The sequence below is a fragment of the Polynucleobacter sp. es-EL-1 genome (assembly GCF_018687975.1).
Lineage (GTDB): Bacteria > Pseudomonadota > Gammaproteobacteria > Burkholderiales > Burkholderiaceae > Polynucleobacter.
The window spans coordinates 251830-276556 of sequence record NZ_CP061310.1; the positions used below are offsets into that span (position 1 = coordinate 251830).

Here is a 24727-nt window from a genome sequence, read left to right on the forward strand (position 1 = left end):
TTTGATAAAGATCTCTCATGAATAAAATCCTCATCACTGGCGGCGCTGGCTTTTTAGGTTCTCACCTGACCGAAAAGCTCCTCAAAGAAGGCAATGATGTCTTGGTAGTGGATAACTACTTCACTGGCTCCAAAGAGAATGTGGCCCATTTATTATCCAACCCCCGTTTAGAGCTCATGCGTCACGATGTGACATTCCCACTCTACGTAGAAACCAATCAAATCTACAACTTAGCTTGTCCAGCCTCACCAGTGCACTACCAATACGATCCAGTACAGACGACCAAGACCAGCGTACATGGGGCTATCAATATGCTGGGTCTTGCTAAACGTACTAGAGCTCGAATTTTGCAGGCTTCGACCAGTGAGGTGTATGGCGACCCCGAGGTGCATCCCCAGCCAGAGGAGTATTGGGGTAAGGTCAATCCCATTGGCATTCGTTCTTGCTATGACGAAGGCAAGCGCTGCGCTGAAACCCTCTTTTTTGACTACAACCGCCAACACAATTTAGATATCAAGGTAGTGCGCATCTTTAATACCTATGGTCCCCGCATGCACCCCAACGACGGGCGCGTGGTGAGTAACTTTATTGTGCAAGCCTTACAAGGTAAAGACATCACCATTTATGGTGATGGCCAGCAAACCAGAAGCTTTTGCTATGTGGACGATCTGATTGATGTCATGGTGCGCATGATGAACTCTGAAGAGGGTTTTACAGGGCCAGTCAATATCGGCAATCCAGGCGAGTTCACTATGCTGCAGTTGGCTGAGGCAGTTTTAAGGCTCTCCGGTAGTAAATCAAAGATCATCCATCAACCTTTGCCATCAGATGATCCTAAGCAGCGTCAACCCAATATCGAATTAGCTAAAGCAAAGCTTGGCTGGGAGCCTAAGGTCAATCTAGAGGATGGCTTAAAAGAGACGATTGCTTATTTTAAGAAAGTGGTTGCTTAACTTGTCTTTGGAAAAATCCGAGAAGCATTTTGATCGTATTCGCTCTTTTGTTTTAAGGGCTGGTCGAACCACTGCGGGTCAACAGCGGGCGATTGATGAACTGGGCCCACAGTTTTTAGTCCAATTTCAAGATAAGGTGTTATGCCTAAAAGAGACTTTCGGAGGAACTACCAATCCTAAGATCCTGGAAATCGGCTTTGGCATGGGTGAGACTACTGCCAAGATTGCCGCCTTGAGATCTGACGATGATTTTTTAGCTATTGAGGTGCATCCTCCTGGTGTTGGTGCACTGCTCAAGCTGATTGGTGAAAATAATCTAACGAATTTACGCTTGATTCGACACGATGCCGTTGAAGTGTTAGAAAAAATGATTGCCCCAAATTCTTTAGACGGCATTCATATTTATTTTGCCGATCCCTGGCATAAAAAGCGACACCACAAGCGTCGACTGATTCAAGCGGACTTTGTGAAGTTATTAGTCTCACGTTTAAAGCCTGGAGCTTATTTACATCTGGCTACCGACTGGCATAACTATGCTGAGCAAATGCTATTGGTTTTAAATAGCGAGCCAGCATTCATGAACACTTCTGTCGAGCAAATTCAGATTGAGACATTTTCACCTGATGACGCTCTAAAGGAGGGAGATTCCAATAAAGAATTTAAGCCCACCTTAAAGCAATTACAGTCAAAGCAAGCAGGCTATGTACAAAGACCAGATTACCGACCGATTACCAAGTTTGAGAATCGGGGCCTAAAATTAGGTCACGGCGTTTGGGATTTGGTTTATAAGAAAAAATAAATCCGACGCAATATATAAGAGGTAAAAATACATCAGGCCACTTTGGGGAAAAGTAGCCTGATTGTCTGAATGCTATTTTGGCTTACAGGCCCAAGCACACATATTTTAATTCGAGGTATTCATCCATTCCATAGACGCTACCCTCACGCCCCAGACCAGATTGCTTGACGCCACCAAATGGCCCCACTTCATTGGAAATGATTCCCGAATTTACGCCAACGATGCCATATTCAAGGGCTTCAGCTGCTTTCCAAATGCGACCAATATCTCTACTGTAAAAATAGGAGGCTAGACCATATTGGCTATTGTTAGCTAACTGAATTGCTTCTTCATCGGTCTCAAACGGAATAATCGGTGCAACTGGCCCAAAAGTTTCTTCATAGGTGATGAGCATGTCGCTAGTGACGTCAGCCAAAATGGTGGGCTCGTAGAAGGTGCCACCTAAGGAGGAGCGTTTTCCACCAGCCACTAGCTTGGCGCCTTTACTTAGGGCGTCAGCAACATGCCTCTCCACTTTCTCAAGTGCTGCAGGCTCTATGAGCGGTCCTTGAGTAACTCCGGCATCCATTCCATTCCCAGGTTTAATGACAGTAATCGCTTTGGCAAACTTTTGAACGAATTCTGCTTGAACCTTTTTGTGAACATAGAAGCGATTGGCGCATACGCAGGTTTGACCAGAATTGCGATACTTTGATGAGATAGCGCCACTTACTGCCGCATCAATATCAGCATCTTCAAAAACAATAAAGGGGGCATGACCACCTAACTCAAGAGCGAGTTTTTTGACGGTAGGGGCGCACTGAGCCATGAGAATGCGACCGACTTCAGTCGATCCGGTAAAGGATAAATGGCGAACAATCGGAGAGGCACAAAGCGTTTTGCCAATAGCAATAGATTGCTCGGCATCTGCCGTCAAAATATTAATCACTCCAGCTGGAACGCCGGCGCGTTGAGCCAGTTCAGCCAAGGCAAGTGCAGATAGCGGAGTTAGCTCAGCCGGTTTAATCACAATGGTGCAGCCGGCCGCCATCGCTGGCGCAATCTTGCGGGTAATCATGGCAATCGGAAAGTTCCAGGGCGTAATCGCGACACAAACACCGATTGGTTGCTTCATGATGATGAGGCGTTTATCGCTCCAAGTGGTGCTTGGTATTGAGCCTGCCACCCGTTTTGCTTCTTCTGCAAACCATTCGATAAATGATGCACCGTAGGCCACTTCACCAGTTGATTCAACTAAGGGCTTGCCTTGCTCTAAAGTCATCAGGGTCGCCAGATCTTGTGTATTGGCAATGATGAGATCAAACCACTTGCGCATGATATTGGCACGTTCTTTACCTGTCTTCATCTTCCAGTCCTGGAATGCTTTTTCAGCAGCAAGAATGGCAAGCTCAGCATCCTTCGGCCCTAGATTGGCAACCTGTCCAATCAGGTCGCCAGTCGCAGGGTTGGTAACGTCAAACATATTGCTGCTATCTGCTTTGATCCATTGCCCATTAATAAAGGCCTCCTCTTTAAAAAGGCTTGGATCTTTTAGTAGTTTTCGAATGTCTACTTTTTGCATGAAGGGTCTCCTATTATTTGCCGCCGTAGCAGTTAGATGCCAAACGTACTATTTGCTCGATTTTATCCCCCAATACCCATTGGGGTTGCGGAGGATATTCTCGAAGGAGAAATAAAAAACCCCTGGCTTTGAAGGGCAGGGGTTTGAACTTATAAGACTTTGATTTACAGGGTATTAACTTGCCTGAATTTCTGTGCTTCTTAACTTCTGGGCCAAGAGGTCTAAGACACCGTTGACATATTTGTGCCCATCAGTACCGCCAAAAGTCTTGGCAAGCTCAACTGCTTCATTAATAGCTACTTTGTACGGTACTGCTAAATCCATTGCTAGCTCATAGGTGCCAATTAATAGGGCCGCATGTTCGACTGGGGAGAGCTCATTGATGGGACGGTCAAGTGCTGGAGTAATCAACCCCTCTAATGCATCGGTATGGTCTAGAACGCCAGCAAAAATGCCTTGAAAGAGTTCAAGCTGGCAGCGTCGAAAGCCAGGATCTTCACCCAGCTGTTTAGAAATAGCAGCTGCATTGGGCAGGCTGCCTGCACGACGCATCACCAGGCTTTGATACACGCCTTGAAGAGCGTATTCGCGGGCACGACGACGTGGCGTCAGCGAGCGTTTGGGGGCGGCATTGCTAGGGTTATTTGCAGTTGCAGATGGCGGAGCGATATTTTTAGTCATGTTTATTCTGCAGAATTACGCTTGCGGGGGATTGATTTCAAAATCAATGTCTGGTGTGAGAGCTAATGCTAAGTTAGCCATTTCAACAACAGCTTTAGCGCAATCGGCACCTTTAACTTGAACGCGTACTTGTGCCTGCTCATCCGTCTCACAGGTGAGCACGCCATTAGCAATTGGTAGCCCAGACTCAAGGCAAACACGGGTGATTCCAGCTCCAGATTCATTCGAAACGAGTTCAAAGTGATAAGTCTCACCACGGATGATGGCGCCTAGAGCAACCAAGCCATCAAACTCACCAGTTTCTGAAAGCTTTTGAAGAGCAAATGGAATCTCCAATGCACCTGGTACGGTGACAAGTTTGATATCAGATTGGGACACGCCAAGTTTGATTAACTCTTCAATGCAAGCAGTAGTGAGTGCAACACAATGCTCTTCATTAAAGCGAGCTTGCACAATCCCAATACGTAAGTCTTGACCATTGAGATCGGCTGCTAGTACGCCAACAGCTGGTTCGGTGTGTGATGTGTTCATATGATCTGCCAGTACCAATTATTGAGGTTCAAAGGGGGTGTAGCCAGTGACTTCAAGTTTATATCCTGAAAGGCTAGGAACTGGGCTTGGGTTTGCCAGTAAACGCATTTTGCCAACGCCAATATCTTTGAGAATTTGCGCACCAATGCCGTAACTGCGGAAATCCGTCTTACGAGCAAGTGGTTTGGCGGTTTCTGTGGACTGAGAGCCATTGAGCTTATGGAACTGAGCTAACCAATCGCTATCGTTTGGCGCTGCAATACCTGCGGCGTTTAAGAGTACGGCAACCCCTGCTGAGGATGAATTAGCAAGCGTTTGTAATGCCTGCGCAAGTGGCCAAGAGTGGGTGCTAACTTGGGCATCTAAGAAATCCAAAACAGTGACTGGCTCATGCACTCGCACTAGTGTCTCTGAAGTTTCAGTCGGTTTTCCATGAATTAAAGCCAGGTGAATGCAGGAGCTTGGGGTATCGCGATAAATGATGCCTTGGAACTTTCCCCAAGGGGTATTGAACTCACGTTCACCTTCACGCACTACGATGCTTTCATGTTGGCTACGGTATTTGATGAGGTCGGCAATGCTACCAATCTTTAATTGATGCTCTTTGGCGAACTCTAACAAGTCAGGAAGACGTGCCATGCTGCCATCGTCTTTCATGATTTCGCAAATCACGGCAGTAGGTGAGCAACCAGCCATGGCCGCTAAATCACATCCTGCTTCAGTATGACCTGAGCGAATTAACACACCACCTGGTTGTGCCATCAATGGAAAAATGTGACCAGGCTGAACGAGATCATTAGGTTTGGCATATTTGGCAACTGCTGCTTGAATCGTATGCGCACGATCTGCTGCCGAGATACCAGTGGTGACGCCGCTAGCTGCTTCAATGGAAACAGTGAAGTTCGTCCCCATAGAGGTTCCGTTGTCACGAACCATCAAAGGAAGATTGAGCTGCTGGCAGCGTTCGCGTGTCAATGTCAGGCAAATGAGGCCACGACCATGTTTTGCCATGAAATTGATTGCTTCTGCATTCACGTGATCGGCGGCCAGCACCAAATCACCTTCGTTCTCACGATCTTCTTCATCGACCAGAATTACCATCTTGCCAGCTTTGAGCTCGGCAACGATTTCTTCCGTAGGGGCGAGGGTATTTTGCATAGCCCTCTATTTTAAGCGCAGGAGGGGGTTTTAGGGCTAATCCCCTAAGCTTGGGGTCAAGATCCGCTATTTCTGACAAAAGCAGTCAATGGAGTGCCTATTTTCCAAAAGGACATCCTTTGAAAATGCGGTATGCCCCAACAACTTCTCAAAAATGCCCAATCTGCTCAGTCCAAGACCCAAACTGAGGGGCAAGCGGGCGGATTTATTTTGCTTGAAGTCTTGCTTGCGATGAGTTTGGTTTTGACTGTCTGGATTGGGTCAGTCAATACCTATCAAGTCTTGATATTGCGGATGGGGCAAGAACAACAAAAGCGAGTGCATATTCATCAAGAGTTAGATCAACATGAAATTGAACAATCCCAAAAAAGGGATCAATGAGTCTGCTCGAATGTCTCGTCGGAATCGGACTATCCTTCGCCCTAATAGCCCCACTCATTCAGAATAGTGGCGAGTTGATTTCTAAACAAATCGCCTATGAAAAAACCCAAGCACTTTCTCAGGATGCAGATCGTGCATTAGAGCTCATGGGTCGCTCTATTCGCATGGCTGGGTATATGCATCCAAATTCTTTTTTGCAGGGCAATAAACAACACTCTTCGAGTGATGAGTTTATGCAGATTCAAAAAGGTGTTGGGTATAGAGGATCCGATTCATTGATGGTGAAGTATCAGTTATCAAAAGGTTTGGATATTGATTGCATTGGCAATGCTCTGACAGCAGATCGCACTAAAAAAGGTTTGGCATTTCAAGGATTTTCAGTAAATCGACAAGCATCATCTCCCAAAGGTATTCGTGCTAATGGCGGCTCGCTAATTTGCCAATCGCTTGATCGCCAAGGTCGCTTGCAAAACACTACGCTGATGAATGGCATTCATCATCTTGCAATTGAGGAATTTCCTGAGAAGGGCGGACAAAATCAAGTCAGTCGAGCATTGAAAATAACCTTGGAGATGACCGATGGAGCCCTGATTTATCGAGCTTTTGAGCGTACCTTTGCCACACGAAATCTACTGTGATTATTGCTTGGGTTTTATCGCTATTAGTTTTAATTTCTTCCCTGATAGCCAACTTAGAGCGTATGACTACGCTTGAGATCATCAGTAGTAATACCGTGGTAGCTGCAGGCAAACAATTTATCGCTGCTGAAAAAAACTTAGATCAATGTGAGCGTGATTTCATAAACATAGCCAATCATGCCAATTCTCCTTGTCACTTGCAATCAGCAGGAAAAAATCTATGGCTCATTTCTACCAAACAAAGTCCACGACTAGAAATTTTGGTGCGTCATGATGAAAAAACGGGTGCAGTAAATAGATTAAATTGGCGACAGCAGTTTGAGTAATACATCGTCTTTATCTCATCGAGAATTTGGCGCAAGTGTATTGGAGCTGATGGCAGTTGTGCTTATCACTGCCATCTTGGCCGCTGGTGCGATGCCAATGCTGCATGAGCAAGTAGCAGTAAGACAGCTTGATTCTGTTGCAAGGCGGTTTATTGCCCACGCGCAATTTGCTCGTGGGCAAGCCTTGGCTTTAGGGGCCACCGTTCACATTGCTCCTTTGCAAGGAAGTCTTTGGGATGAGGGTTGGCTTGTCTCCATCCAATGTCCAAAAGGCAAGCCTCTTGCGGATTGCGCAGATCGCCCTTGGCTGTCACAAGGTGATATTGCGCCAGTTTATTTTAAGGGTGGGGGTAGGCAATTTATTGACCCCCAGTTGGGAAAAAGGGGCATTGCCTTTAATGCTGCTGGGGCCGCCAAAACTGCTCATGGAGGCTTTGTGGCAAATCGTTTGATACTGGGTCATGAGCGTCATCCGCAATTAGAGCGGCAGTTGATTTTAGGCAGTGGAGGGCGTTGGCGTATTTGCGATCCCAGGAAAGATACAAAGTCTTGTTCATAGTCCCGGCCATTTATAGGTAAATTTGCTGCTTGAGCCCACAATCGGTTTTAATAGACCCATGTATACGGCAGTTGACCACCAGTTTATGAGCGAGGCCTTGGCCCAAGCTCAAAATGCGCTTTATTTATCCAATCCTAATCCGCGGGTTGGCTGTGTCATTGTGAAAGAGGGTCAGGTCATTGGGCGTGGTTTCACCCAAAAAGTGGGCGGTCCTCATGCAGAAATTCAGGCTTTGGCTGATGTGAAAGCTCGGGGAATAGATCCTGCTGGGTCGACGATCTATGTCACTTTAGAGCCCTGCAGTCACATGGGTAAAACACCCCCTTGTGTGGATGCACTAATTTCAGCAAATCCAGCTGTAGTAATTGTGTCTATGGTCGACCCCAATCCTTTGGTAGGTGGCCAAGGTTTAGAACGACTGAAGTCCGCAGGAATTGAAGTGCGCTGTGGTTTGTTGGAGATGGAAGCCATAGCGCTTAATCAGGGATTTATTTCTCGGATGACTCGAGGTTTGCCGTGGGTGCGGATGAAGATTGCTGCCAGCTTAGACGGCAAGACAGCTTTACCAAATGGCCAAAGCCAATGGATTACCGGTCCATTGGCACGTGCTGATGGACATCATTGGCGGGCACAAGCCTGCGCTATTCTGACGGGGGTGGGCACGGTTAAAGAGGATGATCCCACCTTGAATGTGAGAGAGGTGCACACTGAACGCCAGCCTTGGAGGATTATTGTCGACTCTCAATTAGAGACACCGCTCAACGCCAAGATATTGAGTCATTTGGATCGGTCGGGTGCCATTCTAGTTTGTGCATCATTGGAATCTGTGCAGGCGCGAGAAAAAGCAAAAGCATTGGAAGGGCGAGGGGTTGAAGTGATTGCGATGGCCAATGCTCATGGCAAAGTAGATTTGCCAAAACTCTTTTCGTATTTAGCAAAAGAGCGTCACATGAATGAAATCCATGTCGAGGCTGGCTTTAAGCTCAATGGCTCTTTATTGAGAGAGCATTGTGTTGACGAGCTATTGCTCTATTACGCTCCCTTCTTAATTGGTGAAGGAATAGGCATGGCCAACATCTCTCCATTGACCGCACTAGACCTTCGTCAAGATTGGCATCTGTTTGATCACAGTCTATTTGGACCTGATTTACGTTTGCGTTTGAGTAAAAAAGAAGCCATGAAGGCTTGAGCAACCCCTTTCTAATCATTTAATTTCAATTTATACCGGCATCTCATTATGTTTACTGGAATCATTACTGCAGTTGGTCACATTAAGAGCGTACAAGCGAAGGGCGATGGCTTGCATTTACTGATAGAGGTGCCATCTAATTATCTAGATGATGTGGCCTTGGGGGATAGCATTGCTATACAAGGTGCTTGCATGACAGCTACAGACTTAACTGACACTACTTTTGCTTTGGATATCTCGCGCGAGTCTTTAAATAAGACTGTTGGCTTAGATAAAGTTGGCCCCGTAAATTTGGAAAAAGCATTGCGCTTAAATGATCGCCTGGGCGGCCATCTGGTGAGCGGTCATGTGGATGGGATGGGTAAGGTTGTGAAATTTGCTGCTGTTAGCAATGATGCTGATGGCTCTTGGTTGTTGCAGATTGCAGCCCCAAAAGACTTGGCGCCCTACTTAGCTTACAAAGGTTCAATCGTAGTCAACGGTGTATCACTGACAGTCAATCAGACTCAAGATACTCCAGAGAGTTGCATCGTGGATATCAACATCATTCCCCATACTCTGGAGAACACTACACTTGGCAAACTCAAGCAGGGTGATGCGGTAAATCTAGAGGTTGACTTAATTGCGCGCTATGTGGCGCGGATGCTTGAAACCCAAGCTCGATAAATCGAATTATTTTTTCTGGTAGCGCGTAGGGTCAATCTGACCGGCCTGCTTGAAGCCTGCTTGACGCAATCGACAAGACTCACATTCTCCACAAGCTTCTCCTAAATCGTTTGCTTGATAGCAGGAGACGGTTTGTGAGTAATCGACACCTAAGGTGCTACCCAATTGGATAATTTGCGCTTTGCTCATGTGAATGATGGGCGCATGCACTCTAAAGCGATTGTCATGATTAATGGCTTCTACGCCGGCCTTGGTAGCGAGATTGGCCATAGTCTCAAATGAGGCAACGTACTCTGGGCGACAGTCTGGGTAGCCAGAGTAATCGACCGCATTGGCACCATAAAAAATGTCTAATCCGCCTAATGACTCAGCCCAACCCAATGCAAGCGAAAGCAAAATCGTATTGCGTGCTGGCACATAGGTGACCGGAATTTCTTGGTCTTTACTCGGGATGGTTGGCACATCAATGGCTGAGTCAGTCAAGGCAGACCCACCAAAGCGAGTTAAGTCTAGGTTAACAATTTCATGTTGAACCACCCCCATTCTCTTGGCAATATGCTTGGCAGCAGCCAGCTCTGAGGAGTGGCGTTGCCCATAGCTTACGGAGAGCACGTAGGGCGCGTAACCCAAGTCCTTGGCAAGAGCCAGAATCGTGCTGGAGTCTAGTCCACCAGAAAACAAAATCACTGCCGGCGCATTGGGTGTGCGCGGGGCAAGTTTTGCAAACGCTGCAGATAAAGAAGACATGGGTGATGAACTACTTTTTATTTAATGGCAGCGTTAAGTTGCTGTGCGTCTTTAGCTGCTTCTGTATCTGGATATTTACTAATGATTTCAGTAAAGGTTTTTTTAGCTGCCGCTTTATTACCGCTCTCTAATTGCGCGTTACCTAGAGTGAGCATCGCCACTGGAATACGTGGATGATTCGGAAAACGCTTAATGAGGTTTTGTAGTTGAGCAATCGCACCGGTGTAATCTTTATTCGCGTATTTGCTATTACCGTTCCAGAAAAGCGCTAAAGGCAAATAGGGGCTCTTCGGATAGCGATTAGCAAAAGCGGAGAACTCCCCTTCAGCCTTTTTCAGATTGCCTGCCTGAAAAGACTTCAAAGCGTCATCGTAGGCTTTTTTCTCGCCAGGCTGAACCGTGCCCGTTACACCCTCAATAGTAATAGTGCGAGGTTCAAAATTACCTAGACGGTTATCCAAGTCTTCATAGTAGGTCTTTTGGCTAGCATTGATCTCTTCACCTTGTTTTTCAAGGTTTTCAATTTTCCCGCGCAGCTCCGCATTATCTGCTTTGAGTTTTTCGATTTGGCTCTGTAGTTCAAGCTGGGTTGTTGCTAGGCTCTTGCGTAAATCTAAAATGGCCTTACGAGCATCGTCATCAGCAAAGAGTGCCCAAGCGCTAGTGGATGTTCCGAGAAAAATGATGGAGGCACTTAAACAAAACGCTCGTGAGAGCGTTTGTTTGATGCTGCAAGGTTGCTTTCGCATAGCGTGCATTAGTTGGTAATGTAAACAATGTCAGCGCGGCGATTTTCTGCCCAAGCTGCTTCTGTATCACCTTCAGCCTTAGGCTTTTCTTTGCCAAAGCTGACTGCTTCCATTTGATCATCAGAGACACCCATCAAATTGAGTGATTTACGTACGGCATCTGAACGGCGTTGACCCAATGCTAAGTTGTATTCAGCGGTACCGCGATCATCGGTATTGCCTTGAATGATGATCTTTTGCTTTGGGTTAGATTTCAAGAAACTTGCGTGTGCAGACAATTGTTTTTGATATTTAGTCTGAACGGTGTATTCATTGAAATCAAAATAGACGCTACGCTGAAAGAGTGGGCTGCTTGGATCATTCCAAGGCTGTGAGCCAAAATTACCACTGCCTCCTCCATTCGCACTGTCAACATCATCTAATTTAACGCCTGAGCAAGCCGCTAAAAATAGAGCAGTTACACCTACTAGTGCAAATGTCGTGGCACGGCGTGCAATAGAAATCGTCATGTTCTTTCCCTTTTTCCTACAAATGAAGTCATCAATCTAAGTGGCTAATAGCCGATATTATGCTCCTAAGAGCGCCATATTGGCTATTGGACTGAAAACAATTTGTACTGAAAGTCTGAATTTTGACGATTACTTAGTCCATAAATGGACCCCAAGATGGCTGACGTACATCAGATCCTGGAATGCTGAGTACCTGCTTGGAATTGCCATCAACTGACACCGCAGCCAAGACGCGTTTGCCTTTTACCTTTGTGGAATACAGGACATAGCGACCATTCGCTGCAAAGGAAGGCGACTCGTCGCTAGTACCATCGGTCAGCGCTTGGGCATCCCCTGTTGCTAGATTGAGGATGTAAAGACGGAAAGCGCCTCCAATATTGGCAATGTAAGCAAGATATTTGCCATCTGGAGAAATTCGTGGAGAGGTCACAAAGCCTTGTTTAAAGGTAATGCGTTTTGCACCTTCAACTTGTTCGCCTTCCGCGCTCATACGATAGATTTGGGGATTCCCGCCGCGATCGCTGGTGAAGTAGATATAGCGACCATCTGCAGAATATTGCGGCTCAGTATCGATCGTGCGGCCGCGCGTGAGGCGATGTAAGCCGCTGCCGTCGGCATTAATGCCGTAGATCTGGGTGTTGCCATCTTTTGAGAGGGATACCGCTAATTTCTTACCGTCAGGAGACCATGCTGGCGCACTGTTGTTTCCCTTTTGATTGGACAGGGAAACGCGCCTTCCAGTGGCTAACTCGTGAACATAGATCACGGGTTTGCGATCTTCAAAAGAGACGTAGGCTACTTTTTTGCCATCTGGAGACCATGATGGAGAAATAATCGGCTCGCCACTATTCATAGCATTACGAATATTTTGCCCATCAGCATCCGAGATCACTAGGCGATAACGTTTACCCTCTTTGATAACGTAGGACAGGCGAGTAGAAAATATGCCACGCTCACCCAGCAACTTAAAGATGATGTCATCGGCAATCTTATGTCCGGCAGCGCGTAAGTTATCGGTGCTAGTGTTGATATCTAAACCGCCCAAGCTTTCGGATTTGCGCACATCAAATAATTTGTAACGAATTTGAAATTGATTTGGGCCGGTTTGGACAACGGTACCAACAACCAAAGCATCGGCACCACGTGCAGCCCAAGATTGATAGTTCGGCGTGCCCTCATCACTTTCTGTGGCATTGCCATTCTCGGTATTTTTAAAGTAACCGCTGCGAGCTAAATCTTGGCGAACAATTTCAGTAACGCTCACTGGCAGCTTGCTTTCATCCTTAAAGCGCATGACGGCAATTGGGTAGAGCGATTGCCCAACACCAGTAATTTCAATATTCATTTGCGCCAGCGCCGGAGAACTTAACCCAATCATGGATAGCGCTATTACCAATACTGCTATGACATAGGAGAAATATTTTTTTATTACTTGCAACATGCTTTAGTCCTTGGGTTTAAAGGTCAGCTTAACTTCTCTTTGAGGGATTTTGCCATTGTCGTCTTTTGGCAGGCTTTCTGCGCGCGTCAATGCCAATAGAACAGCACGGTCCCAGCCCGCATTTCCACTCGAAGTCAAAATGCTGGTGCTCAAAATAGCGCCATCTGGAGCTAAGTTGACTTTAATGACAGTGGCTGGATTGCCGCTAATCGATTCTGCGTTAAATACAATCAGCGGCTTCACTTTTTTAATGACTTTGTCAGTCCATCCTGGGGGCGCATTGCCACCGCCTCCCACGCCGCTACCACTCGTGCCACCGCTACCACCTTCAGCTCCAGCAGCAGCGCGCAAGCGGGCCAATTGATCAGCACGTACTTTCTCAGCAGCGGCATTGGCCTTAGCTTCTGCAGGGCTAACTGCTTTGGGTGCTTCCACTTTTTTAGGTTTGTCTTTTTCCTTCTCCTTAGGCGGAGTTGGTTTGGGAGGCGGGACTGGCTTTGGAGTTTCTTTTACTTCTTTTTTGGGAGGCTCTTTTTCAACAGGTTTTTTCTTAACAGCAATGTCTGCCGCTTCTTCTTTCATCTCAGTCTTCACTTCCGGCACTACTGGGGTTTGAACTTGCTGGCTAGCATCCCAGAGTTCCACCTCAACACCAGAAGGGGTTGAGTTATTCCAACTAATACCAATGACTAAAAAAGCAAGTAAGCCTAGGTGTGCAGCCAGAGAGAGACTAAAGGCGCGCTTGGTACTCTCGCTTTTTGTTGGACGAGCCCTAGAAAAATCAGAATGAAAAATTTGCGCGCTATTCATGAATAAAAGACAAAGAGACTTATTGACTCTTTACGGCAAGACCAACACGCTTGACGCCGTTTTCTTTTAATTTCGACATGACATCCATCACGACTTCATATTTAATGGATTTATCAGCAGCAAGCACAACGGGTTGATCTGCTGACTTCTCTGCTTGAGATCTGGCAAATGCACCTAGCTCAAATTTATTGAGGGTCTGCACGGGATCTCCATCTTTACGAACGATGACATTCTCATTGGCATCAATCGTTAAAAACACGGGTGGTAAGGATTGCACCTTTGCGCCACCAACGGTCGGAAGATTGACAACACCAGGATTGACCATGGGCGCAGTGACCATAAAAATGACAAGCAATACCAGCATCACATCGATGTAGGGCACCACATTAATGTCGGACATTGCCCGACGCTTAGAGGATCGTCTGAGTGAGCCTGCCATGCTTATTTACCCGCAGTCTGACGTTGCAAGATATTGGTGAACTCTTCAATAAAGGTTTCAAAACGAATAGCTAAGCGGTCAACATCGGTTGCGGCGCGGTTATAGGCTACTACTGCTGGGATCGCAGCAAACAGGCCGATTGCAGTGGCGACTAGAGCTTCAGCAATACCTGGGGCTACCGCAGCCAAGGTCGCATTTTGAACATTAGCCAAACCCCGGAAGGCATGCATGATTCCCCAAACGGTGCCAAAGAGGCCAATGTAGGGGGAGACCGACCCCACTGATGCTAAGAAGGGTAAATTTGCCTCCAACATGTCCATTTCCCGTTGATAGGTTGCTTTCATGGCTCTGCGGGCAGCATCGATTTCACGCACTTTTAGGAATTCTTGCATGCCAGCTTCAAAAATATGCTCCAAAACCGCATCACTACGGGTATTGCGCTGAGCGGCCTCCAAGAGAGTGCCGAGGTCACCGCCTGACCAAAAATCACGCTCAAAACGCTCTGTATCGCGCCTAACGCCTCGCAAAATGGCGGTTTTCTTGAAAATGATGGTCCAAGAGGCAACCGACATCGCCAGTAATAACAACATTACTAACTGGACTAATAGGCTGGCATTGAGGACTAGCGAGAGGAATGAGAGGTCTTGTGTGGTGGTCATGGTGGATTTTGTATGATGTAGGTTGAGATTTTACTTAAGCAATCCAACTTCATCAGGATTATTACCATGTTTGACCGCCAAAACACCTTAGCTAAAACCGACCCAGACTTGTGGGCAGCGATTCAGAATGAAAATAAGCGTCAAGAAGACCATATTGAGCTGATTGCTTCTGAGAATTACACATCGCCAGCAGTGATGCAGGCCCAGGGCTCTCAGTTGACCAATAAGTACGCTGAAGGCTATCCGGGTAAGCGCTATTACGGCGGTTGTGAGTTTGTCGATGTGGCTGAGCAATTGGCAATTGATCGCGTTAAAGCCCTTTTTGGTGCTGAGGCAGCTAATGTGCAGCCCCATTGCGGCGCATCTGCCAACCAAGCAGTGTTCTTGGCTTTCTTAAAGCCTGGGGATACTTTTATGGGAATGAGCTTGGCTGAAGGCGGTCACTTAACTCATGGCATGGCTTTGAATATGAGTGGTAAGTGGTTTAACCCGATTGCTTATGGTTTAGACAAAAACGAAGAGATTGATTATGAGCAGATGGAGCGTTTAGCTCGTGAGCACAAGCCAAAATTGATTATTGCTGGTGCATCCGCTTATTCCAGAAAAATTGATTTTGAGCGCATCGGTAAATTGGCTAAAGAGGTGGGCGCGATTTTTATGGTGGACATGGCTCACTATGCTGGTTTGATTGCTGCTGGCGTATATCCAAACCCAGTTCCACATGCTGACATTGTTACTTCCACTACCCATAAGAGCTTACGTGGTCCACGTGGCGGCATCATCTTGATGAAAGCCGAGCATGAGAAAGCCATTAACTCTGCGGTATTCCCTGGCTTGCAAGGCGGCCCTTTGATGCATGTGATTGCTGGTAAGGCTGCTGCATTCAAAGAGGCACAAGAGCCTGGCTTTGTTGATTATCAAAAGCAAGTAGTGGCGAATGCCAGGGCATTGGCTGAGACACTTATCTCTAGAGGCTTGCGCATTGTTTCCGGTGGTACAGATTCACACGTAATGTTGGTAGATTTGCGTGCTAAGAAAATGACAGGCAAAGAGGCTGAGCGTGTTCTAGGTGAAGCGCACATTACTTGTAACAAGAATGGCATTCCGAATGACCCAGAAAAACCAATGGTGACGAGTGGTATTCGTTTGGGATCTCCGGCGATGACAACCCGCGGCTTTAAAGAGGCTGAAGCACGTCAGGTTGGTAATTTCATTGCGGATGTTTTAGATAATCCAAATGATGCTGACAATATCGCTAAGGTTCGTGCGCAAGTGGCTGAGTTGACCAAGCGTTTCCCGGTTTACGGCTAAGAGAGTATTCATTGCGCTGTCCCTTTTGTCATAACGACGATACCCAGGTACTCGATACCCGGGTATCTGATGAGGGCGATACGATTCGCCGCCGCCGCCGCTGTGCTAAGTGCGATAAGCGCTTTACTACCTATGAACGTGTCGAGCTAGTCCTTCCGGCAATAGTAAAAAAGAATGGTAGTCGCGTTGACTACAGTCATGACAAGCTGGCAAGTTCAATCAAGCTGGCTTTGCGTAAGCGCCCCGTCTCATCAGACTCTGTCGATGAGGCGATTGCGCGGATTGAGGAGAAGCTGCTTAGTCTTGGCGAAAAAGAAATCCCAAGTGAACGTGTTGGTGAGCTGGTGATGCGTGAGCTTAAGCGTTTAGATAAAGTGGCTTATATTCGCTTTGCTTCTGTCTATAGAAGCTTTGCTGATATTGAGTCGTTTGAGAGTGCGCTCAAGGAATTGAAATAAGCGAGCTCAAATGCTCAAGGAATGAGATGGATTAAGGAAATAAAAAAGGACTGCAATGCAGTCCTTTTTGTATTGCAGAAAATGAATTACTTGAGCTCTGCAAAGATTGAGGCGGTAATGTCTTCAACGCTTCCTGTGCCACTGACTTTGCGATAGGCAGGCGCCTTTACTTTGTCAGCGGGATTGCCCTGCATGGCCCAGCTAGAGTAGTACTCCACCAAAGGACGCGTCTGATCGTTATAAACCTGTAAGCGTTTACGGACAGTTTCTTCTTTATCGTCATCGCGCTGAATTAAATCTTCACCAGTGACATCATCTTTGCCTGCCACCTTGGGCGGATTAAATTTGATGTGATAAGTGCGACCTGAGGCAGGATGTACACGGCGCCCACTCATGCGATCAATAATGGCATCAAATGGCACATCAATTTCGAGAACGTAGTCGATCGGTACACCAGCATCTTTCATTGCTTGTGCCTGTGGAATGGTTCTAGGAAAGCCATCAAACAAATACCCTTTGCTGCAATCAGGCTGGGTTAGACGATCTTTGACTAGGCCGATGATGATGTCATCAGAAACGAGGCCACCCGCATCCATAATTTTTTTGGCGGCAACACCCAATTCAGTGCCCGCTTTGACGGCAGCGCGCAACATATCTCCAGTAGAGATTTGTGGAATTGCAAATTTTTCGCAAATAAACTGAGCTTGTGTGCCTTTTCCAGCACCTGGTGCACCGAGCAGAATCAACCGCATTGTTTTCCCCTTAGAAGACCCTCATTGTCCCGTATTTTTTCGGGATCCTTTGTAACTAATTCCTAGGATTATCCCCGAGAACCCTGAGATAACCAGATTTTGGTCTAGTTGCCCAAGATGCGGCGGACCCGCTCTAGGTCTTCAGGTGTGTCAACCCCAGCCGGTGGGGCTTCTAAAGCAGTATGAACAGCAATTCGGAAGCCATTCCACAGGGCGCGCAGTTGCTCTAAGGCCTCAGCTTGCTCCGGCGGAGCTGGCTCAAGACGGCTGTAGGCCTGCAGAAAATCAGCCCTATAGGCATAAATGCCAAGATGACGTAAGTGCATCACTTGCTGGGCTGCGTCTGGATCACGTACAAACGGAATGGCAGCCCTTGAAAAATACAAAGCTTCACCGGCTCTATTCAAAACCACTTTCACCACGTTGGGGTTATTGATTTCAGAGGGGTCGATGATTGGAACGGCTACGGTAGAGATGGCACAAGCAGTATTGTTAGCTAAAGTTTGTGCAACCTGATTAATGAGTTCAGGGGGAATGAGGGGTTCATCACCTTGAACGTTCACCACCAAAGTATTGGCAGGTAATTTCAGTAATTGCGCTACTTCTGCAATGCGATCAGTTCCCGTTGGGTGATCTGAGCTAGTTAAGAGACATTCAATACGATATTCATCACATACTGCTTGAATCTCTTGTGAGTCAGTGGCAACCACAACGCTTTGTGCCAATGATTCTTGGGCACGCTCGGCCACTCGAATCACCATCGGTTTACCGCCAATATCAGCGAGTGGTTTACGAGGCAGGCGAGTTGAACCTAGTCTTGCTGGAATAACAACTAAAAACTCTGGAGGCTTGGCGCTCATAGATGGGGATAAATTATTGACATTCATCAGCGCTTAAGCTGCGCGCCTCATCTACCAACATGACAGGAATATCATTGCGGATGGGATAAGCTAAACGATCTGCTTTACAAATTAGCTCATGCTTTTCGTTATCTAGATGCAAAGGACTTTTGCATAAAGGGCAAACCAAAATCTCGAGTAATCGCTTGTCCATATTGGCTTTGAATAATTTTATAAAGTATATTGATTAGGGTCGGGTCTTTGTAGGATTGACTCTAGCCAATCCGCTAAAGCATTTGGAAGTTCTAAAGTCATTGGCACTACCCAAATGCGCGCATCATTTACTGAAGAACATTTTACGGCATCCTTTTCAGTAATGAGAATGCATTGAGCATCGATAGACTCTAAAAACTCTTTGGTAAAGGCGCTGTGATCCGGTAAGCCAATGAATTCGCCTCTGACACCATGTTTCTGTAAATCATTAAAAAAGCGCTGTGGATTGCCAATGGCTGCTATGGCAGTCACTTTTTCAGCTGAATAGCTTGCAGCAAGCGCGTCTAGGGGCTGCGTGTTGCTGGGGTTTATGAGTTGGTAGGGTGTCCCTAGTGCGCTTTGCAAGTGAAATGCGCGTCTACCTAAAAAATACTGATCCGCATGAGTAGACGGCGTTTCTGTTCCAGTCATTAGGGTCGCATCGCGATCGCGTGAGGCAGTTTCACGTAAAGGGCCTGCGGGTAACAAGAACCTATTACCTTCTCCACGTTGATCTCGCACTACCAATTCAATATCGCGACCTCCCTCTCTAGCAGGCCAACGAGCTAAGGCTCGATGTTGAAGGCCATCATCACTGATGATGACGTTGACGTCGGGGGATTTCTTTAAAAGAGAGCGAATGCTTTTCATGCGTTGGGGGTGAACCCAAATTGGAAATTGATCTTGCGTGCGCTTGGCAATCAGAACAGGCTCATCTCCAACCTTGAGGGGATTCGAGTCGCTGTGTACTTCGATTGGAGTTGTGGAAGTAGAGGCGCCATAACCTCTACTGATAATTCCAGGCTTCCAACCCAGGCGAGCCAAACGCTCTGCTAAGGCAATCACAATGGGTGTTTTACCGGTTCCGCCAACGCGAATATTGCCCACAATAATGATCGGTACTGCTTGGGGTTTGCGACTCCTGACTCCTATTTCATTGAGTAAATCAAGCGCGCGGTTGATCAGACCATAAAGCCATGACAGGGGCCAAAGTACTAGGCTAGTAAGCCCACGCCTTTCCCAAAACTGGGGAGCAGTATTAAATTTTAAGAATTGTGAGGATTGTTTTTTAGAGGACATGCCAAATGACAGGGTAGTTATTTCTTACTCTGACTGCTAAAAACAATATTCGATAAATTAGCATCACGAGCCGCTTCTAAGGCGCTCATCACCGCTTGGTGTGGTGCTCTTGCATCAGCATCAATGCTCACTTGGATATCATTCTCTTTATTGGTGTGAATGGAGTTCAATTGATTGCTCAGTTGCTTGCGATCCGTTACTTTGCCATTGATGGCAAAACGCCCATCGCGACTCACTGCAATATGAATTTGTTTTATCTCTACTTGATTCGCTGCTCCACTAGCAGTAGGTAGCGTGATAGCGAGCTCCTGAAAACGCGTAAAAGTCGTTGAGATCATCAAGAAAATCAATACGACCAACAGTACATCAATAAAAGGAATGAGATTGATCTCAGGCTCTACTGGGGAGGATTTCACACCAAGAGAAAATCTTCCGCGATAGGGGGGTGAATTGCTAAGCCAGCTCATTGGCTGCCCGCACCTTGAGATGAATTTGGGTAGAGTTTTTTAAATATCTGGCGGGTGAACTCTTCACATTCTTGTTGACGTTGATTGGCCATTGCGCGTAAACCACGCCAAGCGGCTAATGCGGGGATGGCAATTAATAAGCCAAATGCCGTGTTGTACAAGGCCACTGAAATACCGTGAGCGAGCTGCTGGGGGCTACCCGCAACACCCTGAACGGCCCCTTGACTGCCAAAAATTTCAATCATGCCGACCACAGTGCCAAAGAGTCCTAATAAGGGGGCAACCGTTGCGATTGTCGCCAGAGCACCCAAATAACGATCTAACTTGAGCCAAGTGTTTTGAGCAAGGGCTTGAAGCTCCTCCAAAGCGGAGTCTGATGAACTAGCGTTGACTTTCTCGCGCAATACGCAGGCAAAGAGTGATCCCACAGGGGAGAGTTGGCTAACTGCGGTAATTTCACTCTCAGAAACCTTTTTTTGCTCAGAAATAGCATTGGCCAATCCAAATAGGGATTCCAGGCTGCCCTTGGGAAAGATATGAATTTGGCGTAAATACCATGCCCGCTCTAGGATGATTGCTAGCCCGATAATCGAGATAATAAGAAGAGGCCAAATGGGCCAGCCTGCAGACAGTAAGATTGTGTACATATGCTCAGTACTTTAGCTGAATTAAAAATGGGTTTTAACAAAGCGATCCTGTGGATAACTCTGTGCAAAACTTTGGAGAAAATAGTCTGTAAGTCCTTGATTGATCGTCGTTGAAGGCTTGTAGGGGGTTGCAACTCTCAAAATTGAGGCAAAAATTATTTATATAAATCAATAACTTATAATGTAAATGTTGGATTTATGAGACGTTTTGGGTCAGTAATTACTTACTTTTAACTATTATCCCCAGGTGAAACAGGTTTCTGTGGATATGTATTGCTCGCCAAGCCTCATTACTGCGTAGAAAAAGAGAAAAAATGTCGGAAATATCAAGAGAAATCCTTAGTGTTGGCGATCTCAACCGCGCCATTGCAGGCTCTTTAGAAGAGCGCTTTGATGCTGTATGGGTTAGCGGGGAGATTTCGAATTTCAAGGCATATGACAGCGGGCACTGGTACTTTTCTTTGAAAGATGAAGAGGGGCAGATCCGCTGTGTGATGTTTCGTGGTCGCAATGGTCAAGTGGGCTTTATGCCCCAATCAGGTGATTTGGTTGAGGTGGCCGCCAATGTGGGCTTCTATGTTCCCCGTGGAGACATTCAGCTCACTGTGCAAAGTATGCGTCGCGCTGGAATGGGCGGCCTGTATGAAGCCTTCCTTAAGCTCAAAGCCAAGCTCGCTAAAGGAGGTTTGTTTGATGCTGAGAACAAACGGCCAATTCCTAGTCACCCAAGAGCGATTGGCATTATTACTTCTCTACAGGCAGCTGCCCTAAAGGATGTCTTAAGCACTTTAGCCAGAAGGGCGCCACATATATCGATTGTGATTTACCCAACCTTGGTGCAAGGCCCAGATGCGCCTGCTGGAATCATTGCCGCACTCAAAAATGCTGAACAAGAAAATGCAGTTGACGTGATTTTGTTGGTCCGCGGTGGTGGCAGTATTGAAGATCTCTGGGCGTTTAATGATGAGAAATTGGCATATGCGATTGCAGCTTCACCTATTCCGATTGTGAGTGGTGTTGGGCACGAAACCGATGTCACGATTGCTGACTTTGTAGCCGACTTAAGGGCGCCGACACCAACAGGAGCTGCTGAGCTAGCAGCACCAAGACGTGATCAAATGCTGCAAGAGCTAGATGCCATCATGCAAGCATTAATGCAAAGAGTCAGTCAACGGGTAGAGCGTGAAGCACAAACTTTAGATCAATTGGCTTTGCGTCTTCATCATGCCTTGCCTAACCCTGATCGTATGCGTGAACAGATCACTGGGTGGCAGCAACGTCTTAATCAAGCTTGGTTGGTAAGCTTAGATAACTGGAAACGAGATCAATCCCACTATCAATCACAATTAGAAATGCTCAATCCTCAGAGAACGCTAGAACGTGGTTATGCAGTGATCTTGAGTAAAGCTGAGAATGCTATGCATGCAATACGTAATCCCAAGGAGCTCAATACCCAAGATGGATTTGAAGTCCGCTTGGCGGCGGGTGAAGTGGAAGTGCAATTTGCAAAAATACGGTAGTAGAGCTAGAAAATATTAGGTTCGATATCGAGTTGAACTTGAAAATTTTTCTGAACTTTCTCTTGAATTATTTTTGCAAGATTGAGAATGTCTTCAGAGTTGGCGCCGCCATGATTGACGAGTACAAGCGCTTGCTTTTCATAAACACCAACAGAGCCCATGCGCTGTCCTTTGAACCCACATTGATCGATCAACCAGCCAGCTGCAAGCTTGCGCATCCCAGGGGCATCAGGGTAAGAGACTAGGCGTGGAAATTGTTTGAACAATGTCTCGTATTGCTCATTGGAAACAATGGGGTTTTGAAAAAAACTTCCCGCATTACCAATCACCTTGGGGTCTGGTAATTTCTGAGAGCGTATCTGGCATACAGCAGTAAAAATATCTTTCGCACTTGGCGGCTGATCAGGATCATTAAATTGATTTGCTAGGTCAGCGTATTGCAATCGGGGTTTCCAGGGCTTCGGGATTTTGAAAACAACCTTTGTCACTATGTATCTTTTGGGATGGCGCTTGAAGTAGCTATCGCGATAAGCAAACTGACATGCTGCTTGCGAGAGGGTGACAAAGTCATGGCTTACAGCATCAAACGCTTCGATGTGATCAATATACTGGCCGATTTCAACGCCATAGGCACCAATGTTTTGAATGGGTGCTGCTCCAACAGTTCCCGGTATTAATGCTAGATTTTCCAATCCTGGTAGATTTTGTTCTAGCGTCCAAGCGACAAACTCATGCCAATTCACACCGGCGCCAACGGATACCCAAGTATTTTGTTCATCAGATTGAGCAATTTCTTGACCTGGGATATTGATGAGCAGCGTTGCACCAGGCAATTGATTTGGCAGGATGACATTGCTACCACCACCAAGAGGACGCCATGCTTGATTTTGATCTGCCAGGCCCTTAAGTAGGTCTGGTAACTGCTCTGCTGAAGTAATTTCATAAGCAAGCTCTGCAACGGCGTCCAGGCCAAAGGTATTGCGATGCTTGAGCCCCATATTAGGGGTCAATTTTGCAGGGTTGGGCGCATTTTTTGCGGAGTTCATGCCACAATCTTATTCGTGTTCGACTTTCTCGCGGAAATTTATTGAAAAAGTCGAGAAGTAATATCGCCAGTAGGCAATTACCAATTTCATCATTGAGATTATTTAAGGAGTTTGAGATGCCCTCATTTGACGTAGTGTGTGAACCCGACATGATTGAGTTGAAGAACGCTATCGAGCAATCGAATAAAGAAATCACGAATCGATTTGATTTCAAGGGTTCAGATAGTCGTGTTGAGCAAAAGGACGAGTCTCTCATTTTATTTGGGGATGATGATTTCAAATTAGGTCAAGTGCGTGATGTTCTGATTAGCAAAATGGCTAAGCGCAACGTCGATGTTCGATATCTCAAAGACGATAAAACTGAGACTATCGGCGGCGATAAGCGCAAGCAAACCATGAAGATTCAAAAAGGGATTACCTCTGATTTATCTAAAAAAGTTGTGCGCATCATTAAAGACAGCAAGCTGAAAGTACAAGCCAGTATTCAGGGGGATGCAGTACGCGTCACAGGTGCTAAGCGTGATGATCTTCAGGACACTATGGCATTGCTCAAGAAAGAGGTAACGGAGGCACCATTAGGCTTTAATAACTTCCGTGACTAAGCTTGCTAGCTCTAGAGCTAGCACTTCTATCCCATCAACAAGCCAAGAGGCGATCGAACGTTTTTGTGATGCCTGTTGGTTGGAAGATGGGTTAGCCCAAAACAGCTTGTCTGCTTATCGGCGAGATTTGTTGCTGTTAGCGCAATGGCTATATAAGGACTCTGGCACAGATCTTTACGGCGTCACTGAAAAAGATCTCACTGCTTACATTGCGTATCGTCGTGCTGATAAAGCCACTACAGCCAATCGTAGGCTCACTGTATTTAAGCGTTTTTATCGCCATGCCTTGCGCATGAATTTAGTCAACAGTGACCCTTGTATTGGTTTACGTGCGGCTAAGCAAGCATTGCGTTTTCCGAAGACCTTAAGCGAGGACCAAGTAGCAGCTCTCCTCAATGCACCAGACGTTGACACTGCGCTTGGCTTGCGTGATCGCACGATGCTTGAATTAATGTACGCCAGTGGTTTACGTGTCTCCGAAATCGTTTCTTTGAAGACAGTTGCCTTAGGTTTGAATGAGGGTGTTATCAGGGTTGTGAACGGCAAAGGTGGTAAAGAGCGCTTGGTGCCCTTTGGTGGGGAGGCGGGGCAGTGGTTACGTCGCTATTTGGCTGATGCTAGAACCCCCTTGCTTGAAGGCAAGACTTCAGAGGCATTGTTTGTGGGGCGCCATACAGGCACTGGATTGACACGACAGGCATTTTGGGCACTGATTAAGCGTTACGCCACACTTGCCAATATCCCTGTTGCCTTATCTCCACACACACTACGCCATGCTTTTGCTACTCATTTACTCAATCACGGCGCTGATTTGAGAGTGGTTCAATTACTTTTGGGTCATGCCGACATTTCTACTACCCAAATCTATACCCATGTGGCTAGGGAGAGGCTCAAGTCGATTCATCAGCAACACCATCCTAGGGGCGCCTGAATAGATTCATTCCAGTGGGTCTAAAG

Annotated in this window: 31 protein-coding genes; 13 read left to right on the forward strand and 18 right to left on the reverse strand. The window is 46.6% G+C overall.

Annotated features, from left to right (window positions below; genetic code table 11):
* Positions 1-17 precede the first annotated feature (17 nt).
* On the forward strand, positions 18-953 hold the full coding sequence (locus FD974_RS01345; protein ID WP_215365098.1) for a UDP-glucuronic acid decarboxylase family protein: 936 nt from the start codon (positions 18-20) through the stop codon (positions 951-953).
* 1 nt (position 954) lies between these two features.
* A complete protein-coding gene (gene trmB / locus FD974_RS01350) occupies positions 955-1752 on the forward strand; it encodes a tRNA (guanosine(46)-N7)-methyltransferase TrmB (protein WP_251374627.1) in 798 nt (265 codons plus the stop codon).
* An 82-nt stretch (positions 1753-1834) separates the two neighbouring features.
* Here the strand turns inward: trmB and FD974_RS01355 are convergent, their stop codons facing one another.
* The 4 genes from FD974_RS01355 to ribBA all read right to left on the reverse strand — a co-directional run bounded on the left by FD974_RS01355 (position 1835) and on the right by ribBA (position 5683).
* Positions 1835-3313, reverse strand: a complete 1479-nt coding sequence (locus FD974_RS01355) for an NAD-dependent succinate-semialdehyde dehydrogenase (protein WP_215365101.1) — start codon at positions 3311-3313, stop codon at positions 1835-1837.
* Positions 3314-3487: 174 nt separating this feature from the next.
* The gene (gene nusB, locus FD974_RS01360) at positions 3488-3994 is read right to left on the reverse strand and encodes a transcription antitermination factor NusB (protein WP_215365102.1); all 507 of its coding nucleotides are present in this window, start codon (positions 3992-3994) and stop codon (positions 3488-3490) included.
* Positions 3995-4009: 15 nt separating this feature from the next.
* Positions 4010-4525 (reverse strand): 6,7-dimethyl-8-ribityllumazine synthase, encoded by a 516-nt coding sequence (gene ribH, locus FD974_RS01365; protein WP_215365104.1) that lies wholly within the window; start codon positions 4523-4525, stop codon positions 4010-4012.
* Positions 4526-4543: 18 nt separating this feature from the next.
* A complete protein-coding gene (ribBA, locus tag FD974_RS01370) occupies positions 4544-5683 on the reverse strand; it encodes a bifunctional 3,4-dihydroxy-2-butanone-4-phosphate synthase/GTP cyclohydrolase II (protein ID WP_215365105.1) in 1140 nt (379 codons plus the stop codon).
* A gap of 132 nt (positions 5684-5815) precedes the next feature.
* On the opposite strand from ribBA, the gene FD974_RS01375 reads away from it, so the two are divergent.
* Genes FD974_RS01375 through FD974_RS01400 form a run of 6 tightly spaced genes read left to right on the forward strand, consistent with a single transcriptional unit; the run spans position 5816 to position 9442 of the window.
* Positions 5816-6064: a hypothetical protein gene (locus tag FD974_RS01375; protein WP_215365107.1), complete on the forward strand. Its 249-nt coding sequence runs from the start codon at positions 5816-5818 to the stop codon at positions 6062-6064.
* Positions 6061-6702, forward strand: a complete 642-nt coding sequence (locus tag FD974_RS01380; RefSeq protein WP_215365109.1) for a hypothetical protein — start codon at positions 6061-6063, stop codon at positions 6700-6702. Before FD974_RS01375 ends, FD974_RS01380 begins: the two co-directional genes overlap by 4 nt.
* On the forward strand, positions 6699-7028 hold the full coding sequence (locus FD974_RS01385; RefSeq protein WP_215365111.1) for a hypothetical protein: 330 nt from the start codon (positions 6699-6701) through the stop codon (positions 7026-7028). Before FD974_RS01380 ends, FD974_RS01385 begins: the two co-directional genes overlap by 4 nt.
* Positions 7021-7587: a GspH/FimT family pseudopilin gene (locus tag FD974_RS01390; RefSeq protein ID WP_251374628.1), complete on the forward strand. Its 567-nt coding sequence runs from the start codon at positions 7021-7023 to the stop codon at positions 7585-7587. Before FD974_RS01385 ends, FD974_RS01390 begins: the two co-directional genes overlap by 8 nt.
* A 58-nt stretch (positions 7588-7645) precedes the next feature.
* Complete coding sequence (gene ribD, locus FD974_RS01395) at positions 7646-8776, forward strand: bifunctional diaminohydroxyphosphoribosylaminopyrimidine deaminase/5-amino-6-(5-phosphoribosylamino)uracil reductase RibD (protein ID WP_215365112.1); 1131 nt, start codon at positions 7646-7648, stop codon at positions 8774-8776.
* Between the two features lie 48 nt (positions 8777-8824).
* Entirely contained in the window at positions 8825-9442 is a 618-nt protein-coding gene (locus FD974_RS01400; protein ID WP_215365114.1) for a riboflavin synthase, read from the forward strand.
* A gap of 6 nt (positions 9443-9448) precedes the next feature.
* Here FD974_RS01400 and queC read toward each other — a convergent pair whose 3' ends face one another.
* From queC to tolQ, 7 genes are all read right to left on the reverse strand, one after another.
* Positions 9449-10189, reverse strand: coding sequence for a 7-cyano-7-deazaguanine synthase QueC (queC, locus tag FD974_RS01405; protein ID WP_215365116.1), 741 nt, complete (start codon positions 10187-10189; stop codon positions 9449-9451).
* 17 nt (positions 10190-10206) lie between these two features.
* Complete coding sequence (gene ybgF / locus FD974_RS01410; protein WP_215365118.1) at positions 10207-10938, reverse strand: tol-pal system protein YbgF; 732 nt, start codon at positions 10936-10938, stop codon at positions 10207-10209.
* An 8-nt stretch (positions 10939-10946) separates the two neighbouring features.
* Positions 10947-11447, reverse strand: coding sequence for a peptidoglycan-associated lipoprotein Pal (gene pal / locus FD974_RS01415; RefSeq protein ID WP_215365119.1), 501 nt, complete (start codon positions 11445-11447; stop codon positions 10947-10949).
* Positions 11448-11580: 133 nt separating this feature from the next.
* Positions 11581-12888 carry a Tol-Pal system beta propeller repeat protein TolB gene (tolB, locus tag FD974_RS01420; RefSeq protein ID WP_215365121.1) on the reverse strand — a complete coding sequence of 436 codons (1308 nt, stop codon included), beginning with the start codon at positions 12886-12888 and terminating at the stop codon, positions 11581-11583.
* A gap of 3 nt (positions 12889-12891) precedes the next feature.
* Complete coding sequence (locus tag FD974_RS01425; protein WP_215365123.1) at positions 12892-13698, reverse strand: energy transducer TonB; 807 nt, start codon at positions 13696-13698, stop codon at positions 12892-12894.
* Between the two features lie 19 nt (positions 13699-13717).
* Positions 13718-14137, reverse strand: a complete 420-nt coding sequence (gene tolR, locus FD974_RS01430; RefSeq protein WP_215365125.1) for a protein TolR — start codon at positions 14135-14137, stop codon at positions 13718-13720.
* Between the two features lie 2 nt (positions 14138-14139).
* On the reverse strand, positions 14140-14796 hold the full coding sequence (tolQ, locus tag FD974_RS01435; protein WP_215365127.1) for a protein TolQ: 657 nt from the start codon (positions 14794-14796) through the stop codon (positions 14140-14142).
* Between the two features lie 66 nt (positions 14797-14862).
* On the opposite strand from tolQ, the gene glyA reads away from it, so the two are divergent.
* Positions 14863-16107 carry a serine hydroxymethyltransferase gene (glyA, locus tag FD974_RS01440; protein ID WP_215365129.1) on the forward strand — a complete coding sequence of 415 codons (1245 nt, stop codon included), beginning with the start codon at positions 14863-14865 and terminating at the stop codon, positions 16105-16107.
* A gap of 11 nt (positions 16108-16118) precedes the next feature.
* Positions 16119-16565, forward strand: a complete 447-nt coding sequence (nrdR, locus tag FD974_RS01445; RefSeq protein WP_215365132.1) for a transcriptional regulator NrdR — start codon at positions 16119-16121, stop codon at positions 16563-16565.
* 86 nt (positions 16566-16651) lie between these two features.
* On the opposite strand, the gene adk is transcribed toward nrdR, so the two are convergent.
* The 6 genes from adk to FD974_RS01475 all read right to left on the reverse strand — a co-directional run bounded on the left by adk (position 16652) and on the right by FD974_RS01475 (position 20602).
* Entirely contained in the window at positions 16652-17317 is a 666-nt protein-coding gene (gene adk, locus FD974_RS01450; protein WP_215365134.1) for an adenylate kinase, read from the reverse strand.
* A gap of 104 nt (positions 17318-17421) precedes the next feature.
* A complete protein-coding gene (kdsB, locus tag FD974_RS01455) occupies positions 17422-18204 on the reverse strand; it encodes a 3-deoxy-manno-octulosonate cytidylyltransferase (RefSeq protein WP_251374629.1) in 783 nt (260 codons plus the stop codon).
* On the reverse strand, positions 18191-18370 hold the full coding sequence (locus tag FD974_RS01460; protein WP_215365136.1) for a Trm112 family protein: 180 nt from the start codon (positions 18368-18370) through the stop codon (positions 18191-18193). The genes kdsB and FD974_RS01460 overlap by 14 nt, the downstream gene beginning before the upstream one ends.
* 17 nt (positions 18371-18387) lie before the next feature.
* Positions 18388-19488 (reverse strand): tetraacyldisaccharide 4'-kinase, encoded by a 1101-nt coding sequence (gene lpxK, locus FD974_RS01465; protein WP_215365137.1) that lies wholly within the window; start codon positions 19486-19488, stop codon positions 18388-18390.
* Positions 19489-19505: 17 nt separating this feature from the next.
* Positions 19506-19955, reverse strand: a complete 450-nt coding sequence (locus FD974_RS01470; RefSeq protein ID WP_215365139.1) for a biopolymer transporter ExbD — start codon at positions 19953-19955, stop codon at positions 19506-19508.
* Complete coding sequence (locus FD974_RS01475; RefSeq protein WP_215365141.1) at positions 19952-20602, reverse strand: MotA/TolQ/ExbB proton channel family protein; 651 nt, start codon at positions 20600-20602, stop codon at positions 19952-19954. Before FD974_RS01475 ends, FD974_RS01470 begins: the two co-directional genes overlap by 4 nt.
* A 314-nt stretch (positions 20603-20916) precedes the next feature.
* Between FD974_RS01475 and xseA the strand changes: the two genes are divergently transcribed.
* Positions 20917-22122 (forward strand): exodeoxyribonuclease VII large subunit, encoded by a 1206-nt coding sequence (gene xseA, locus FD974_RS01480; protein ID WP_215365143.1) that lies wholly within the window; start codon positions 20917-20919, stop codon positions 22120-22122.
* A 5-nt stretch (positions 22123-22127) separates the two neighbouring features.
* Here the strand turns inward: xseA and murB are convergent, their stop codons facing one another.
* Entirely contained in the window at positions 22128-23168 is a 1041-nt protein-coding gene (gene murB / locus FD974_RS01485) for a UDP-N-acetylmuramate dehydrogenase (RefSeq protein WP_215365145.1), read from the reverse strand.
* A gap of 116 nt (positions 23169-23284) precedes the next feature.
* Between murB and FD974_RS01490 the strand changes: the two genes are divergently transcribed.
* Positions 23285-23770 carry a YajQ family cyclic di-GMP-binding protein gene (locus tag FD974_RS01490; protein WP_215365147.1) on the forward strand — a complete coding sequence of 162 codons (486 nt, stop codon included), beginning with the start codon at positions 23285-23287 and terminating at the stop codon, positions 23768-23770.
* Positions 23763-24701 (forward strand): site-specific tyrosine recombinase XerD, encoded by a 939-nt coding sequence (gene xerD / locus FD974_RS01495; RefSeq protein WP_215365149.1) that lies wholly within the window; start codon positions 23763-23765, stop codon positions 24699-24701. The genes FD974_RS01490 and xerD overlap by 8 nt, the downstream gene beginning before the upstream one ends.
* Positions 24702-24727 lie beyond the last annotated feature (26 nt).